The sequence below is a fragment of the Sphingobacterium faecium genome (genome assembly GCF_003054045.1).
GTDB lineage: Bacteria > Bacteroidota > Bacteroidia > Sphingobacteriales > Sphingobacteriaceae > Sphingobacterium > Sphingobacterium faecium.
Window position 1 is genome coordinate 443,485 of record NZ_QBKH01000005.1, and the last position, 15,358, is coordinate 458,842.

The following is a 15,358-nucleotide window of genomic DNA, read 5'->3' on the forward strand; positions in this document are numbered from 1 at the left end:
TTACTTTTGCAATCGAAATGATATCAATAAATAACTTAACATTCGAAATAGGCTCTCGCGCATTGTATGATGAGGCCAACTGGCATATTAAACCTGGAGATAAAGTAGGTCTAATTGGTGCAAATGGTACTGGTAAATCAACTTTATTGCGATTGATAGTAGGACAATACACACCTACCTCAGGTAGTATATCGATGGCTAAGGACTTAAAAATTGGATACTTAAACCAAGATCTATTGTCTTATCATTCTGATAAAAGTATTTTACATGTTGCGATGGAGGCTTTTGAACGCCAAAATCAACTACATTCAGAAATAGAAAATCTACTCCAAAAATTAGAAACAGATTATTCTGACGATATTCTAAATAAACTAAGTGATAAGCAAATGGAATTTGAAGCTTTAGACGGCTACAGTATCGAGTTTCGTGCGCATGAGATCTTAGCGGGACTAGGTTTTTCAGAAGATGAGCAAAAACGTCCCTTAGCAACATTCTCTGGTGGATGGCGTATGCGTGTCATGCTGGCGAGAATCTTATTGCAAACTCCAGACATCTTATTACTGGATGAGCCAACTAACCACATGGATTTACCTTCCATCAAATGGTTAGAAAACTACCTGCAGGGATTTGAAGGTGCTATCGTGATTGTTTCTCACGATAGGTATTTCCTAGACCGTATTATTAAAAAAACCGTAGAATCACGTAAAGGGAAGTTAACACTTTATGCTGGTAATTACAGTTTCTATTTAGAAGAAAAAGCATTAAGAAGTGAGATTCAGGCTGGTCAATTCAAGAACCAACAGGCCAAAATCAAACAAGAAGAGCGTCTTATCGAACGTTTCCGCGCGAAAGCTTCGAAGGCAAAGATGGCACAATCTCGTATTAAAGCTTTGGATAGAATGGAGAAAGTAGAAGATGTGGATGATGATAATCCAACAGTAAACTTCAGCTTCAAATTTTCAAAACCATCCGGAAGACATGTTGTTACTCTAGAAAATGTATCTAAAGCATACCCTAATCTAGAAATTTTAAGAAATACGGCAGGAATCATTGAAAAGGGTGACAAGATTGCTCTGATTGGTGCTAATGGTAAAGGTAAATCTACCTTATTACGTATTGTAGCAGGTGCAGATCCAGATTATGAAGGAAAATCTGAACATGGTCATAATGTATCTCAAACGTTTTTTGCACAGCATCAGTTGGAGGCTCTACACTTAGAAAATAGCATTATCGCGGAGATGCAAGCATTTGCTCCAAAACATACGGACACCGAACTGCGCTCCATTTTAGGTTGTTTCTTATTTTCTGGTGATGATGCATTCAAAAAGATTAAGGTCCTTTCCGGGGGTGAAAAATCTCGCGTCGCCCTAGCAAAAGCATTAACTGCTGATGCCAACTTCTTAGCACTCGATGAGCCAACCAATCACTTGGATATGCAATCGGTCAATATTCTGATCCAAGCACTGCAGCAATTTGAAGGTACTTTGATCGTTGTATCGCACGATAGGTATTTTCTAGATCATGTTGCCAACAAAATATGGTATATCGAAGATAAACAGATCAAAGAATATCCAGGAACTTACCAAGAATTTGAGGATTGGAATTCGAAACGGATAATCAAACCTGAAGAAAAAAAAGTAGAGAAGAAAGTAGTTGTAGAGGAACCTAAAAAAGTCAAAGTTGCTCCTACTGATGATAAATTCAAATTGATCAGTAAAAAGAACAAAGAGCTCGCTGCATTAGAGTTAAAGGTGGTTGAAAAAGAACTTATTGTCAAAAATTTAGAAATAGATTTAGCAAAAGAAGAAATTTATTCAAATACAGTTAAACTACAAGAATACACACGTAACTATAACTCTTCTAAAGCGGAATTAACGCAATTGCAAAAGAATTGGGAAGAACTCGCGGAAGAAATCATGGAATTAGAGGACTAATAGTCGAAAATTAAGGTATCAGGTATACAATAGACAAGCTTTATTGTATACCTTTTTTTTATCTTAGTATTGTGAATATCAACTGGATTGAAAGTATCATCTTCCCGAAGGTTTTTTTGAATGAAGGGAAAGCTAGCACATTCCTCCGAGGAAAAACAATTTTAATAACCGGAGCAAGCGATGGTATTGGAAAAGCATGTGCATTGCTTTTTTCAAAATTTAATGTCCATTTAATCCTTGTGGGTCGCTCTAGAGAGCGATTAGATGAGGTTGCAAAAATTATTATAAACCACAATTCAACTGCTTCGATCTTTGTTGCCGACCTGTATCAAGAAGAACAGGTAGATCAACTTCTTGCGCATATTCGCGCGCAACAAACACCGATCGACATCTTTATTTCCAATGCTGGTAAATCGATCCAACGCTCACTGCAACATTCATTATTACGTTATCACGATTTTACCCGAACAAATGCGCTTAATTATTTAGCACCTGTAAAAATAACATTGGCCATTACCCCTATTTTATCAAAACAATGTGGACAGATTGTAAATGTTTCAGCTTTAAATGTATTGCTATTACCAATAGCAAAGTGGGCAGCTTATCAGGCATCAAAAACAGCTTTCGATCAATATTGTCGATCGAATCAATCGGAATGGAGAAAAATGAATATTCGGTTGAAGACCATATATTTACCACTGGTAAAAACAAAAATGATTACCCCTAATGTGACGTATCAAAATATGCCTGCAATGGAGAGAAATGAAGCAGCGTTACGTATTTTGAAACTTTTGATGGGTGCATCTAGTTATTCTAGACCGTGGTGGGCTATTTTTCCCATTACAATTGGCTTTTTTATTCGGAAATTTTGGGATAGAATCTAATCAGGTTATCATGGTATTAAAAAAGCAATTCAGTTTTTCAAAACAGCTACTAAAATCAATATGGTACACTTTCCAATCTGGCATTAATCTTTTTACATTATTAAAATCTGTAAGAAATTCAGAACACAGTTATTTGAATGATGGTAATTGCAAGATTAACTATGCGCAATTGTATCATGACTCATTTTCTGTTATAGAAAAATTAAGAACATTTCATTCGAATCAAATTGATGATCAAGTTGTGCTTTTAGCTGATAATAGCTTTGATTTTATAAAGTACTTATTTGCACTCTCGGCCCTGTCAAAAGAAATTGTTATCATCAGCCCTCACCTCTCTGAAAATCAATTAGAAACTATTTTACAAAATTATAGATCGACATTGATTATTACAGATCATATACAGCGATTAAAAAATATCAATAGGCAATCGAACTGTTATTCTTTTGATGAAATAAATTCATATATTCCACATCTAGCAACAAAAAGATTTAAACGAAATAATGGAAAAATAACTATTTTAAGTACAGGAACTTCCAATATGCCAACTCCTGTAGAACGCAAGGTTAATATTACTAAAATATGGAATCCATTTATTGAACTGATTTCCAGATTAGAATTACTTCGTTATTCATCCTGTCAGATCACTGTTCCCTTTTATCATGGCTATGGTCTCGCAAGTTTAGTATTAGGGCTATTTCTGAAACAAGATATCCACTTCACTGGAAAGTTTAGTTCAAAAGCCGTCGCTCAATCCATCATCAACAATCGTATCGACTGTTTAGTTATCTTGCCTGCTATGATGACTAAAATTATCGCCGCAGATTATCAAGCTTTGGGTATTTGTAAATGCCTGATTTCAGGTGGGGATAAGCTTGAACCGACGTGGGTATCTTTTATTCTAAATCAATACCCGACCACCAAAATCTTCAACCTTTATGGCACGACAGAGTTAGGTATATGCAGTATTGCCACCCAACAAGATTTAATAATGAACAACAGCACTATCGGTCGATTCCTTAAAGGTATCAAATACCGTTTACATGAAAATCAGGAACTTCAAATAAGGTGTTCCTGGATACAGGATCGATCTAAACGGGAATATCTCAGCACGGGTGACCTTATTCGAATCGATAAAAATGGTTTATTATATTATCTAGGCCGCATGAACGATTCGAGTAATATCGGAGGACATGTTGTACATGGTGATGAACTTGCTAAAAAGATTACTGCATATCCATCCATAATTGAGGCAAGAGTGATCATTTACAAGAATGAGATTTTAATCCATGAATTAAGATTAAAGCTTACATTAAAAACTGATGCTGTATTTGATCAAGATGATTTTAAAAATTGGCTAGAAAAAACTTTTCCAAAATATTTACAACCTAAATCTATTGATTATAGCTTTAAATAAGCTTAAATATAGGGCAACCTTCACATGGTTGGTAAATAAAAAAGACTTCATCTGCAACCTAAAAATCAGCGCATTGTTTAATTATAATAAAATTCCTTCACCGGATTAAAATGGATCAACCTTTCATTGAATTTATTGATATCTTCCATTTTTCCAGATAAATCGTAAATGATAGCCAACTCGCCACCCAGCTTTTCAATTGTTTTGCGATTATATTTGACTTTAAATGTATCGGCTTCATTTTCAAAGTTTGCAACATGCTCAAAGTTGCAGTCTACAAATCGAACATGGACGGTACGTATTAAGTAATATCGTGATAACATCAGTTCAATTTCTTGAAATAAGGATAAAATAATTACCATAAAAAAGGTGAAGAACAAAGCGAGTTTTGTTTCACCGATTCCAGCGATCATACCAAGGCCGGCAGTCGACCATATAACCGCAGATGTCGTCAAACCTTTGACCGATAGCTTTCCTTTAAATATAACGCCAGCACCAATAAAACCAATACCTGTAACAATATTAGCGGCAATACGATCGTCACTTCCACTGCCCCCCATCATTTTTGAAACTACAGTAAAAACGGCTGATCCAAAACAGATCAATACGATCGTTCTAAATCCAGCCGCCTTATTTCTATATTCCCTTTCAAAACCAATAATGGCTCCACAAAATATGGATACCAGTACATTCCAAATATATTGATTATCAAAAAAATTCAGCAAAGAGTCCATAGCAATCGAAGAATATTATAAATAGGCATATGTTATACCATCACCTCCACGATCCTGATGTTCATCTTCAAATCTGGAAATATGACTATACTTTCTCAAATAGTCACGAATAAATTTACGCAAAATACCATCCCCCTTACCATGAATAATTTTTAAAGAAGGATAACCAATCATTACTGCTCTATCCAATACTTTCTCAAGCTCATATAAGGCATCCTCGGTCCGCATACCACGAACGTCAATCTCCGGATTAAAATCAGCTACAGCATGTGCCGATAATGTCTTAGAACCAGCCCTTGCTGCTTTTTTCAAGTCTTTACCCGCTAATTTAATGACATTCTTACGTTTTTGCACTGTTCGCAATTCTCCCATCGCCAAAATCAGATTGTTTTTAGCAATTTCTAATACTACAGCTTCGTTTTCAGAATCAATAATCTTGACCCAATCGCCAACAGCAATTTCCTCTGTAAGATCTGCAACAGTAACAGGCTTTTTATCCACCTTTTTATCTTTAGGAAGAATCGTCGCAAAAGAACTGTCTAGCTTTGCTCTGATTTCTTTTGTTTTCTCCTTATCAGCTTGTGCAGATTTTATTTCGGATACCGTGTTTTCAATTAATTTATTTGAATTTTTTAACAGCAACTGTGCCTCTTCCTTAGCTTTTTTTAGAATCGTCCTTTTGTTCTCCTCCAAATAATTTTGAAGTTCTTCATATTCTGATTTTATTCGAATCAATTCCTTTTCTCTTTTTGTGATCGCGGATTTAGTATCAAATATTTCTTTCTTCTCCCGCTCTAGATCAACCAACAACGTATCCACCTTTTTTTGATGAGTACCGACCTTTTGTTTTGCCAAATGAATAATCTCTTTATTCAGTCCAATTTTTTGAGCGATTTCAAAAGCATATGAACTACCTGGCTTTCCGATTTGTAAAATATACAAAGGTTTCATGGCTACATTATCAAATAGCATGGATGCATTTTCTAAACCAGTTGTTTGATTTGCAAATACTTTCAAATTGGAATAGTGAGTCGTTACCACACCACGAATATTCTTTTTATTCAATACCTCCAGCACAGCCTCTGCGATAGGACCTCCAAAGAGTGGGTCAGTTCCTGTACCAAATTCATCAATCAAAACCAAGGTGCGCGCGGTGGCGAACTCTGTAAAATACTTCATTTTTGACAAATGGGCACTGTAGGTACTTAAATCACTTTCGATAGACTGGTCATCCCCAATATCAGCAAATATTTGTTTGAATATACCCACCTTAGAATTGGCATCTGCTGGTATCAATAAACCAGATTGAAGCATCAGCTGCATCAATCCTACCGTTTTCATACAAACGGACTTACCTCCTGCGTTGGGGCCAGATACAACTATAACACGTTGTACTTCGTCAATCTTTATATTCAGCGGAACAATTGTACCACGGTCATGCTGAGCATTCAATGTTAACAATGGATGACGTGCATTGACCAGATTAATTTCTGCTTCTTTTGATAACTCAGGCATTTCAGCTTCAATATCTAATGCAAACAAAGCCTTAGATCGGACAAAATCGACCTTAGTGAGCAATCCATCGTATGCCAACATCAAAGGTATATGTGGTCGTAGTTTAGTTGTTAATTCAACAAGAATACGGATTACTTCACGTCTGCGTTCGAACTCCAAGTCTCTCACCTTATTATTAAGGTGAAACACCTCTTCTGGCTCAATATAAGCTGTTTGTCCAGTAGCTGATTCATCATGAATCAAGCCTTTAACTTTACGCTTATTCTCCGCTAGAATGGGAATGCATAAGCGACCATCACGTATAGTCAGATTGCCATCAGCCGTCCAGCCACTATTTTGTGCACTCTTAAAAATGATATCAATTCGCTTGCGCGCCTCTTGCTCAGCCTTTAAGATACTTTGAGAAAGATCTAATAACAGACGGGAAGCATTATGCTTCATTTTCCCACGATCATCAATAATCATTTCAATATCACGGATAATCTGCTTTTCAATGGGCAAGTGCTCAAATAATAATTCCAAATTAGGATATTGCCCTTGGCGATCATTAAAATAACGGATAATGGCATATACAGTTTTAAGTGAAAGCAGCACACGATGGAACTCCTCTTCCATTAAAAAAGCGCCTTCTACTTTGGCTTTTTCAACCAAAGCGCGAATGGGATATAAGTGATCTACCGGCAATGCATCATCGCTGGTCAGTAGATATTTAAATTCGTTAGTTTGACGTAAAAATTTATCAATTTGGTCAAATCGAGTTTGTGGTTGTATTTTATCAACCAAATCACGCCCCGACTCACTGATACATTTTTGTTTTATCAATTCCTTTATCTCGGCAAAACCGAGTTTATCACTTGCGTTATTAGGATAAATCATGTTTTAATTAAAATTTATTTAACCGGTTTATGAGGCAAAATTTCCAGCTTTTGACTGGATTTTGCATCCAATAGTACAGGAGGTTTCTCCGGTTTTTTCACCTCCTTAATATCAGTACGCACAGGTACATTTTCCGAAACCTTTACAGATTCCAGTTCAGGTCTTTGATCATTACGAATAGACTTAGCTTCTACTTTCGGTACAGCTGTCGAATCAATCGACGATTTTACTGGAGGTGGAATATGTTTAAGTAGAAATGTACCCAAATTCAGGTTCCCCTTTAATCCTGTCTGATCATAAAAATCTTGAGATGCCTTTTTGTAATCCCACTTTGTACTATCCGGTTTGTAGTTCAAAATCAATTTCTTTTGCCGTTCATATAAAGCAATAAAGTCATTTACACGCGTTAAGCTATCCTGAAAGAGTGCCGTCCGAATAGAATCCTTTCTGCGTACAGAATCCATCCTAGACTGATCTGCCTTGATATATCCTTCATTCATCTTTTTTAAGTTGTTCCCAACCTCTTCATATATCTTATTCATCGACTCGGCATCACTCGCATAAAAAGATAAATTTTTCTTAAAAGTAGTCGAGTCTAGATCGAACTTCTTAAAAGTATTGTCATAAAGTGGAAAAATAACTTTCCTTGCACTATCAGCATCTAATGTTGATAAATAAGAGTCTGTTATATAAATCTCAGTCAAGACCTTCACAAAATCCTTTTTCGGGATAATATCTTTCTCATTCGTACTTTTACAAGAAACAAATAAAAAAATCAGAGCAAGTACATTCAGTATTAATCGTTGCATTTCGTAATTTTGTACAAATTTATAAAAAGGGCTGACATTTGGCACCCTTTGAATTCTTAAATATACAATTATCATGAGTATTGCAAGCAACCTAGAAGCGATTAATTTAGAAGTTAAAGCGCTCGGCGTTCAACTAGTCGCTGTATCAAAAACAAAACCGAATGAAGATATCATGCAAGCCTATGAAGCTGGGCAGCGAGTTTTTGGTGAAAATCTAGTACAAGAACTGGTTGAAAAATACGAATCCTTGCCAAAAGATATCGAATGGCACCTGATTGGTCATCTTCAGACCAATAAAGTTAAATACATCGCTCCTTTCGTCACGCTTATCCATGCTGTGGATTCGCTCAAACTTTTAAAAGAAATCGACAAGCAAGCTGCTAAAAACAAACGTGTTATTGATTGTTTACTTCAAGTACATATTGCTGAGGAAGATACAAAGTTTGGTTTTGATCATGCCGAATTGATTGAAATGTTGCGTGATGAAGAATTTTTAGCTTTAAAACATGTTAACATCCGAGGTTTAATGGGTATAGCGACAAATACGGAAAATGAAAAGGAAATAAAAGAAGAGTTTTATGAATTAAAGTCACTTTATGATGGGATTAAAGCAAGCTTTTACCGTAAAAATGAAAGTTTTGATACATTGTCCATGGGAATGTCATCGGATTATAAATTAGCGATAGAGAAAGGATCAACCATGATCAGAGTAGGTAGCACCATTTTTGGTAAACGTGTAATCAAACATTTCAAAAATAATGACTAAAGCTATTATTAGGCCTGCTGTTGAAGCAGATGGTGTGAGGATGCTCGAATTAATTCGTGAACTTGCAATAGTGGAAAAAGCACCCGATGAGGTAACTGTCTCTATGGAAGAGTTTCTAGATGCGGGATTTGGAAAAAATCCTATCTGGGGAGCTTTTGTTGCAGAAGTTGATGAGAAAATTGTAGGAATTTCCTTATATTACATTCGTTATTCCACTTGGAAAGGAAGAAGGCTCTATCTGGAGGATTTGATTGTGACAGAAAGTATGCGTGGCTCTGGAATTGGCAAACAACTTTTCGAAGAAACTCTTAATTTAGGTAAATCACAAGGATATCACGGTATGGTATGGCAGGTACTAGACTGGAACGAACCTGCAATTCAATTCTACAAGAAATATAAAGCGGACTTCGATTCATCATGGATTAATGTATCGATCACATATTAAAAGATAAAAGAACGGTTAAGTTACATGAAACCAGCACACTATTTATACCTCTATATTACATTTGCTTTATTGGGCAGCACTTCCTGTACAAGTGAGCAAGGAGAAACAGCACAAAAAATTAGTGGTGATACGCTCCATTATGATATGAAGGAAGTGCATAGGTATAGTAGCTTTTTTGTAAAAGAAGGTAAAAAGATCGATACCACATTTTTTAAAGCAAGATATCCAGCTTTTAAAGATACAATGATCAATAGCTTATTGAGCCATTCCATTAATCTAGAAGGTGACTCTGAAATAAATAGTGCAGCGAAGAGATTTGTGGATGCTTACGATGAGTATGTAGAAGAAAATAACGGTCAGTCTTCTGCCACTTGGTTTAGAGATCTTCACGCCAAAGTTTATCAAAATACGCCTAGGTTTATCAGTATAGAAACTAATCAAACCGAATATACGGGTGGAGCCCATGGCGATCATTTTACCTTGTTCAATCATTTTGATATCAAAACAGATCAAAAAATAACGCTTGTTGATATTGTCGATGAGAAAAATCAGAAAGAATTGACTAAAATTGCAGAAAAATATTTTCGCAAATTGGAAAAATTATCGAAGACAGAATCTCTAAATGACAAGTACTTTTTTGAATCAGGCAATTTCACACTTGCGAATAATTTTGCTTTAACAAAAGAAAGCCTGCTGTTCTATTACAATGTATATGAAATAAAACCTTACTCTGGGGGAAATACAACCCTAGAAGTTCCATATAAAGATATTAAGCACTTGATTTCAAACAAGGGCTTGGCATATATCAATAGTATTAATTAGCAATCAACCTCAACGTAAATCATATCGATGCAAGTTTTTAAATTTGGTGGCGCATCAGTCAAAGATGCTGAAAGTGTAAAAAATTCAGCATATATCATTTCTAAGTATAAAGTAGAGGCTTTATTAGTCGTTGTTTCGGCAATGGGTAAAACAACCAATCTATTAGAAGATGTAACTAAAGCATATTACCACAACACCGGTGAAGCTTTTGAAATGTTAGAAAAGGCTAAAGTATTTCACTTTAACATTTTGTCAGATCTATTCGAAGACCACAATCATCCTATCTTTGATGAAATCGCGAATTGTTTTGTTGAAATTGAATGGATATTGGAAGAAGAACCGCAAGATTCTTTTGATTATCTATTTGACCAAATCGTATCTACAGGGGAAATCGTATCTTCTAAAATACTAGCTGCTTATTTAAATCATATCGGCGTAAATTCAAAATGGCTGGATGCTCGGAATTATATCATGACCGACAATACCTACACCGAAGCACAAGTCAACTGGGAGAAAACAGAGGCTATCATTCAAGCAGAGATTCCACATATCCTACAAGAATATGTAGGTATCACACAGGGTTTCATTGGTTCTACTTCAGAAAATTTCACAACGACATTAGGGCGTGAAGGATCAGATTATTCTGCGGCTATATTTGCAGCTTGTCTCGATGCGCAGCATGTTACCATTTGGAAAGATGTACCTGGTGTTTTAAATGCAGATCCCAAATGGTTTGAGAAAACGGAGCTTATACCCGAATTATCGTACACCGATGCCATTGAATTGACTTATTATGGAGCGACTGTCATTCATCCAAAAACAATTAAACCGCTACAGAACAAAAATATTCAATTGAATGTCCGTTCTTTTTTAAATCCAGAAGTACCCGGCACGAAGATCAAAAGTACAAATGTATCCTTACCGGTACCTTCTTTTATCTTTAAAGTGAATCAAATATTGATCTCTATATCACCACGTGACTTTTCTTTTATAGTAGAAGATAATTTACGTGATATTTTTAATTTATTTCATCAATTTCGAATCAAACTTAATATGATGCACAATAGTGCTATTAATTTTTCAGTAGCTGTTGATGATACTGGACAAAACATTATTGATGTCTTAGAGGAATTGAAAAAGAAATTTAAGGTAAATATTGAAACAGGTTTAGAATTAATCACAATACGCTATTACAATCAAGAAACGATCAATCGTGTCTTGGTCAATAAAGAAGTGATAAGCGAATTGAAAGATACCTATACATGTCAGCTGCTTGTTAAAAAAATATAAATGAATATACATATCCTTCAAAAGGAGGTTCAAGATTTTATCCATCAACACGAACATGAATCTTCTGCTTCATTGGCATTAAAAAAATCTCCTTTTGAAGGTATAACATCCTCTGAACTTGCTTCACAGATAGATGGAAAACAGCGCTGTCGAAAAAAAATACCTCTTTGGGCACAAACTGACAATATCTATTATCCCGATAAGCTAAACTTAGAACAGTGCTCTTCGGAGAAGACTGCTCGATTTAAAGCATCGCTAATAGAACCTAATACGACATTAATCGATATCACAAGTGGCTTTGGGGTCGATGACTACTACTTTGCTCAAGCAGCACAAAAAGTCATCTCCTGTGAAATTAATCCCGAACTTGCAGCCATATCGAAGTACAATGCGAAGCAATTACAGGCAGATAATATAGATATCATTGCTTCAGATGGGGTGAAATATATATTTGAAAATAAGGACCTTAAGATAGACTACATCTATATCGACCCGTCAAGAAGAGTCGCGCAACAAAAGGTTTTTATGCTAAGTGACTGCGAACCCAATATCGTAGTATTGCAACAAGAGTTATTGCAGCGAGCAGATCATATCATCACTAAGGTAGCCCCTCTTTTGGATATTACTGCTGCACGATCAGAATTGCATCATGTCAAAGATATCTACGTGGTCAGCCTTCAAAATGACTGTAAAGAATTGCTATTTGTACAAAAAAAAGATTTCGTAGGTGAGCCTAATATCACTGCTGTTCGAATTTTTGGAGAGAAAACTCAACGATTTTGTTTTACTCAACAAGAAGAAGCTGATACAGCAGTTAGCTTTTCGCAGCCCCTGCGTTACCTTTACGAACCTGATGTATGCCTCACGAAAGCTGGCGCTTTTAAGAGTATTACAAAAGCCTTTAATCTCAAAAAAATACACCAACATACACATCTCTACACGTCTGATATTTATGATGAGGATTTTTTAGGAAAAATCTATGAAATTTCTGAAGTCATTCCGTTTTCCATCTTCAAAAAATCTAAAGAGAAATTAAAAACTAACGCTGTTGCTAAAAATTTTCCTTTAAAAACCGAAGTGCTGAAGAAAAAATTTAAGATCAGTGACGGCGGTGAGTTACATAGTTTTTTTATAACTGACGCTGCAGATGAGCTAATTGTCATCCACGCGACACGAAAATAGTAAAGCGACATTATCATTACATAGTTCTCTAAAATAAACTATAATTTTATTTTATGAGAAATATTGCTTTATCAGCTTTAGATCTTGCGCCAATCAAAAAAGGTTGCACAACATCAGAAGCATACAACAGAACCATAAAAATAGCGCAACATATTGAGCAGTTAGGATATAAAAGAATCTGGGTAGCAGAACACCATAATATGGAGTATATAGCTAGCTCTGCTACATCCTTAGTGATTCAATATATTGCTGCCAATACAAAAAGTATTCGGGTCGGTTCAGGAGGTATTATGCTCCCAAACCACTCTCCTTTAGTAATTGCAGAACAATTTGGAACATTAGAAACTTTATATCCGAATCGTATTGACCTGGGATTAGGTCGTGCACCTGGTACAGATCAGGAAACGGCTATGGCGCTCCGCCGCAATAATTTCAATACGGCATATCAATTTCCCCAAGACGTAGCTGCACTACAACAGTATTTCAGTGACGATAATGCAGATTCAAAAGTCCGTGCTTTTCCGGCTGAGGGCTTAAATGTGCCTTTATATATTTTAGGATCAAGTACTGATAGTGCTTATCTAGCCGCTAGTCTAGGTTTACCTTATGCTTTTGCTGCCCATTTTGCACCTGCTCAACTAGCAAAAGCAAGTGAGATTTATCATCAAAATTTCAAACCGTCGGCAAGTCTTTCAGCACCATATTTCATTGTCTGTGTCAATGTGATAGCGGCTAAAACAACAGCAGAAGCAGAATTACAATCAACAAGTGTAAAAAATTTATTTGCAGGTATCCTGACTAATACTAGAGCCCCCCTATCTCCTCCCACATTTGAAGTGATCTATAAAGGGATTCCTAGTATCGAGCAGGCGGCTGACAATATGTTGTCCTGTAGCTTCATAGGAGACAAAGAGACCATCAGACGTGAATTGGAACCGTTTATCGAAAAGCTGCAAATAGATGAACTTATGGCCATCTCTTATATATATGATGATCAAAAATGTTTAGATTCCTTTAGCATACTAAAAGAAGCTTTAGAGGATTAATCAAAACACATACATCGGGCACTATAATTGATATAGCTATTCAAATTATAATGTCCGATGAAATATTTAAGCCTTACAACACTATTATTAGCTCTGACAATTCAGTCTTGTCAAAATAACACTCAAGTTAACAAGACTATACCTACCGACAGCGTCACGACAACAACAGGCGATATAACCACACCTACTACTACGAAGCCTAATAACCTGAAGAACTCAACACCTGTGGGATCCATTGTTATGATTGACACATACCGAATCTATGAAGAGGCTGAAGATCCTAGTAAAATACTAAATAAAAATTGGTTTGATCTCTATGAAGAGAATGGTCAATATTATTTGGCAAAAGTAGACTATAAGATTGAAGATGGTTATAGCGAATGTGCTGGCGTACCTACAAAATCAGTAATATCGAAAAGAAATTCTATGCTATTCTTAAACTTTCCTTTTTTAAAAGCAGGAAAAATAGAAAATCTCAAAATCACACAGGCTGAAATTTGGCCAAAAGAAACCGTTATCTACAATTTTAATAATCAAAAATATCAACTGAAAGGATATGGAGATATTCTAGGTACACAAGTTCGATCTAATGATCAAGGTCGCGAAGAGGTATTTCATGAAGTCAAAAATTATAAATTGACTTACTCTTACAATGGGTCATCTGAAGCCAATATGATACAAGAAGAGCAATTTAATGACACATTTATCAAAACACTATTTGTAGGCGATATTGATCGTGATGGCAAACTTGATTTTATCATCTCCAAACCCACTAATTATGAAGAAAATAGTATCATGCTGATTCTATCATCACAAATAAAAGAGAATAATATCCAAAAAAATAGTTTTCAGCAAAGCGTTCAATTTGATTGTTAAACATGAATATAAAGAAAGTCATTCAAGATTTCAATCCGATACAAAAAAGCCTAATCTCGCTTTTGGTAGCTATTATCACGACAACTATTAGCTATCAGTATGATATCGGTTTGCTTATGCTCACCCTGCTCTTTTGGATTACATTTTGTCTTACTTACATTGCTTTATCGTGGTATATTTTCTACCGAATGCCTGTCGCTCTTATCGTTAAAAAAGCAGCTTCTGAGGATGGCAGCAGATTATTTGTTTCTATTTTTATTCTACTAGCCAGCTTCACTTGTCTGTTCGCAGTACTGCTCATCATTATCGCAGACCCAGGAACTAATATGTCTAAAGGTTTAAGTATTAGTATCTGTGTCTTGAGCATTATCAGCTCTTGGTTCTTAGTACATACGACTTATGTCTTTCATTATGCCCATCTGTATTATGCTGAGGGATCTGAAGGAAAAGGTCTAGATTTTCCAGGAAACGAAAAACCGGATTATGTAGATTTTGCATATTTTTCTTTTGTTTTAGGTTGTACTTTCCAGGTGTCTGATATTGAAGTTTCTTCACGAAAGATCAGAAGAGTGGTTTTATTTCATGGTCTGCTTTCTTTTGCATTAAATACTTTTGTAGTCGCTTTGACCATTAATATTATTTCTGGATTAATCCATTAATAAGGAAGAAAGGGCAATAGTCGCTCATAAGACTAATAATAATATTGATTAATTTTAGACATATAAAGTGCTTGGCAAGACCAACAATACTTACTTATGACAACAA

Annotated in this window: 14 protein-coding genes; 11 read left to right on the plus strand and 3 right to left on the minus strand. The window is 35.7% G+C overall.

Annotated elements, in window-relative coordinates; all coding sequences use genetic code 11:
• Nucleotides 1-17 precede the first annotated feature (17 nt).
• From C8N37_RS16025 to C8N37_RS16035, 3 genes are all read left to right on the plus strand, one after another.
• A complete protein-coding gene (locus C8N37_RS16025; RefSeq protein WP_108159827.1) occupies nt 18-1,934 on the plus strand; it encodes an ABC-F family ATP-binding cassette domain-containing protein in 1,917 nt (638 codons plus the stop codon).
• A gap of 71 nt (nt 1,935-2,005) precedes the next feature.
• Nucleotides 2,006-2,818, plus strand: a complete 813-nt coding sequence (locus C8N37_RS16030) for an SDR family NAD(P)-dependent oxidoreductase (protein WP_170114544.1) — start codon at nt 2,006-2,008, stop codon at nt 2,816-2,818.
• Nucleotides 2,819-2,828: 10 nt separating this feature from the next.
• A complete protein-coding gene (locus tag C8N37_RS16035) occupies nt 2,829-4,232 on the plus strand; it encodes an AMP-binding protein (RefSeq protein ID WP_146171090.1) in 1,404 nt (467 codons plus the stop codon).
• Nucleotides 4,233-4,309: 77 nt separating this feature from the next.
• On the opposite strand, the gene C8N37_RS16040 is transcribed toward C8N37_RS16035, so the two are convergent.
• Genes C8N37_RS16040 through C8N37_RS16050 form a run of 3 tightly spaced genes read right to left on the minus strand, consistent with a single transcriptional unit; the run spans nt 4,310 to nt 8,166 of the window.
• Complete coding sequence (locus C8N37_RS16040; protein ID WP_108159830.1) at nt 4,310-4,966, minus strand: MgtC/SapB family protein; 657 nt, start codon at nt 4,964-4,966, stop codon at nt 4,310-4,312.
• Between the two features lie 15 nt (nt 4,967-4,981).
• Nucleotides 4,982-7,357, minus strand: coding sequence for an endonuclease MutS2 (locus C8N37_RS16045; RefSeq protein ID WP_108159831.1), 2,376 nt, complete (start codon nt 7,355-7,357; stop codon nt 4,982-4,984).
• Between the two features lie 14 nt (nt 7,358-7,371).
• On the minus strand, nt 7,372-8,166 hold the full coding sequence (locus C8N37_RS16050; protein WP_170114545.1) for a DUF4296 domain-containing protein: 795 nt from the start codon (nt 8,164-8,166) through the stop codon (nt 7,372-7,374).
• A 73-nt stretch (nt 8,167-8,239) separates the two neighbouring features.
• On the opposite strand from C8N37_RS16050, the gene C8N37_RS16055 reads away from it, so the two are divergent.
• From C8N37_RS16055 to C8N37_RS16090, 8 genes are read left to right on the plus strand one after another with little or no spacing between them, the layout of a single operon-like run.
• The gene (locus C8N37_RS16055; protein ID WP_045756528.1) at nt 8,240-8,932 is read left to right on the plus strand and encodes a YggS family pyridoxal phosphate-dependent enzyme; all 693 of its coding nucleotides are present in this window, start codon (nt 8,240-8,242) and stop codon (nt 8,930-8,932) included.
• The gene (locus C8N37_RS16060; protein WP_108159833.1) at nt 8,925-9,377 is read left to right on the plus strand and encodes a GNAT family N-acetyltransferase; all 453 of its coding nucleotides are present in this window, start codon (nt 8,925-8,927) and stop codon (nt 9,375-9,377) included. Before C8N37_RS16055 ends, C8N37_RS16060 begins: the two co-directional genes overlap by 8 nt.
• A 24-nt stretch (nt 9,378-9,401) precedes the next feature.
• Nucleotides 9,402-10,199, plus strand: coding sequence for a DUF3298 and DUF4163 domain-containing protein (locus C8N37_RS16065; protein ID WP_108159834.1), 798 nt, complete (start codon nt 9,402-9,404; stop codon nt 10,197-10,199).
• Between the two features lie 27 nt (nt 10,200-10,226).
• Nucleotides 10,227-11,489 carry an aspartate kinase gene (locus tag C8N37_RS16070; protein ID WP_108159835.1) on the plus strand — a complete coding sequence of 421 codons (1,263 nt, stop codon included), beginning with the start codon at nt 10,227-10,229 and terminating at the stop codon, nt 11,487-11,489.
• Nucleotides 11,490-12,671 carry a THUMP-like domain-containing protein gene (locus C8N37_RS16075; protein ID WP_108159836.1) on the plus strand — a complete coding sequence of 394 codons (1,182 nt, stop codon included), beginning with the start codon at nt 11,490-11,492 and terminating at the stop codon, nt 12,669-12,671.
• A 53-nt stretch (nt 12,672-12,724) separates the two neighbouring features.
• Nucleotides 12,725-13,717 (plus strand): LLM class flavin-dependent oxidoreductase, encoded by a 993-nt coding sequence (locus C8N37_RS16080; protein ID WP_108159837.1) that lies wholly within the window; start codon nt 12,725-12,727, stop codon nt 13,715-13,717.
• A gap of 57 nt (nt 13,718-13,774) precedes the next feature.
• Entirely contained in the window at nt 13,775-14,593 is an 819-nt protein-coding gene (locus tag C8N37_RS16085; RefSeq protein ID WP_146171091.1) for a hypothetical protein, read from the plus strand.
• 2 nt (nt 14,594-14,595) lie between these two features.
• The gene (locus tag C8N37_RS16090; RefSeq protein ID WP_108159839.1) at nt 14,596-15,252 is read left to right on the plus strand and encodes a DUF1345 domain-containing protein; all 657 of its coding nucleotides are present in this window, start codon (nt 14,596-14,598) and stop codon (nt 15,250-15,252) included.
• The last annotated feature ends 106 nt before the right edge of the window (nt 15,253-15,358 follow it).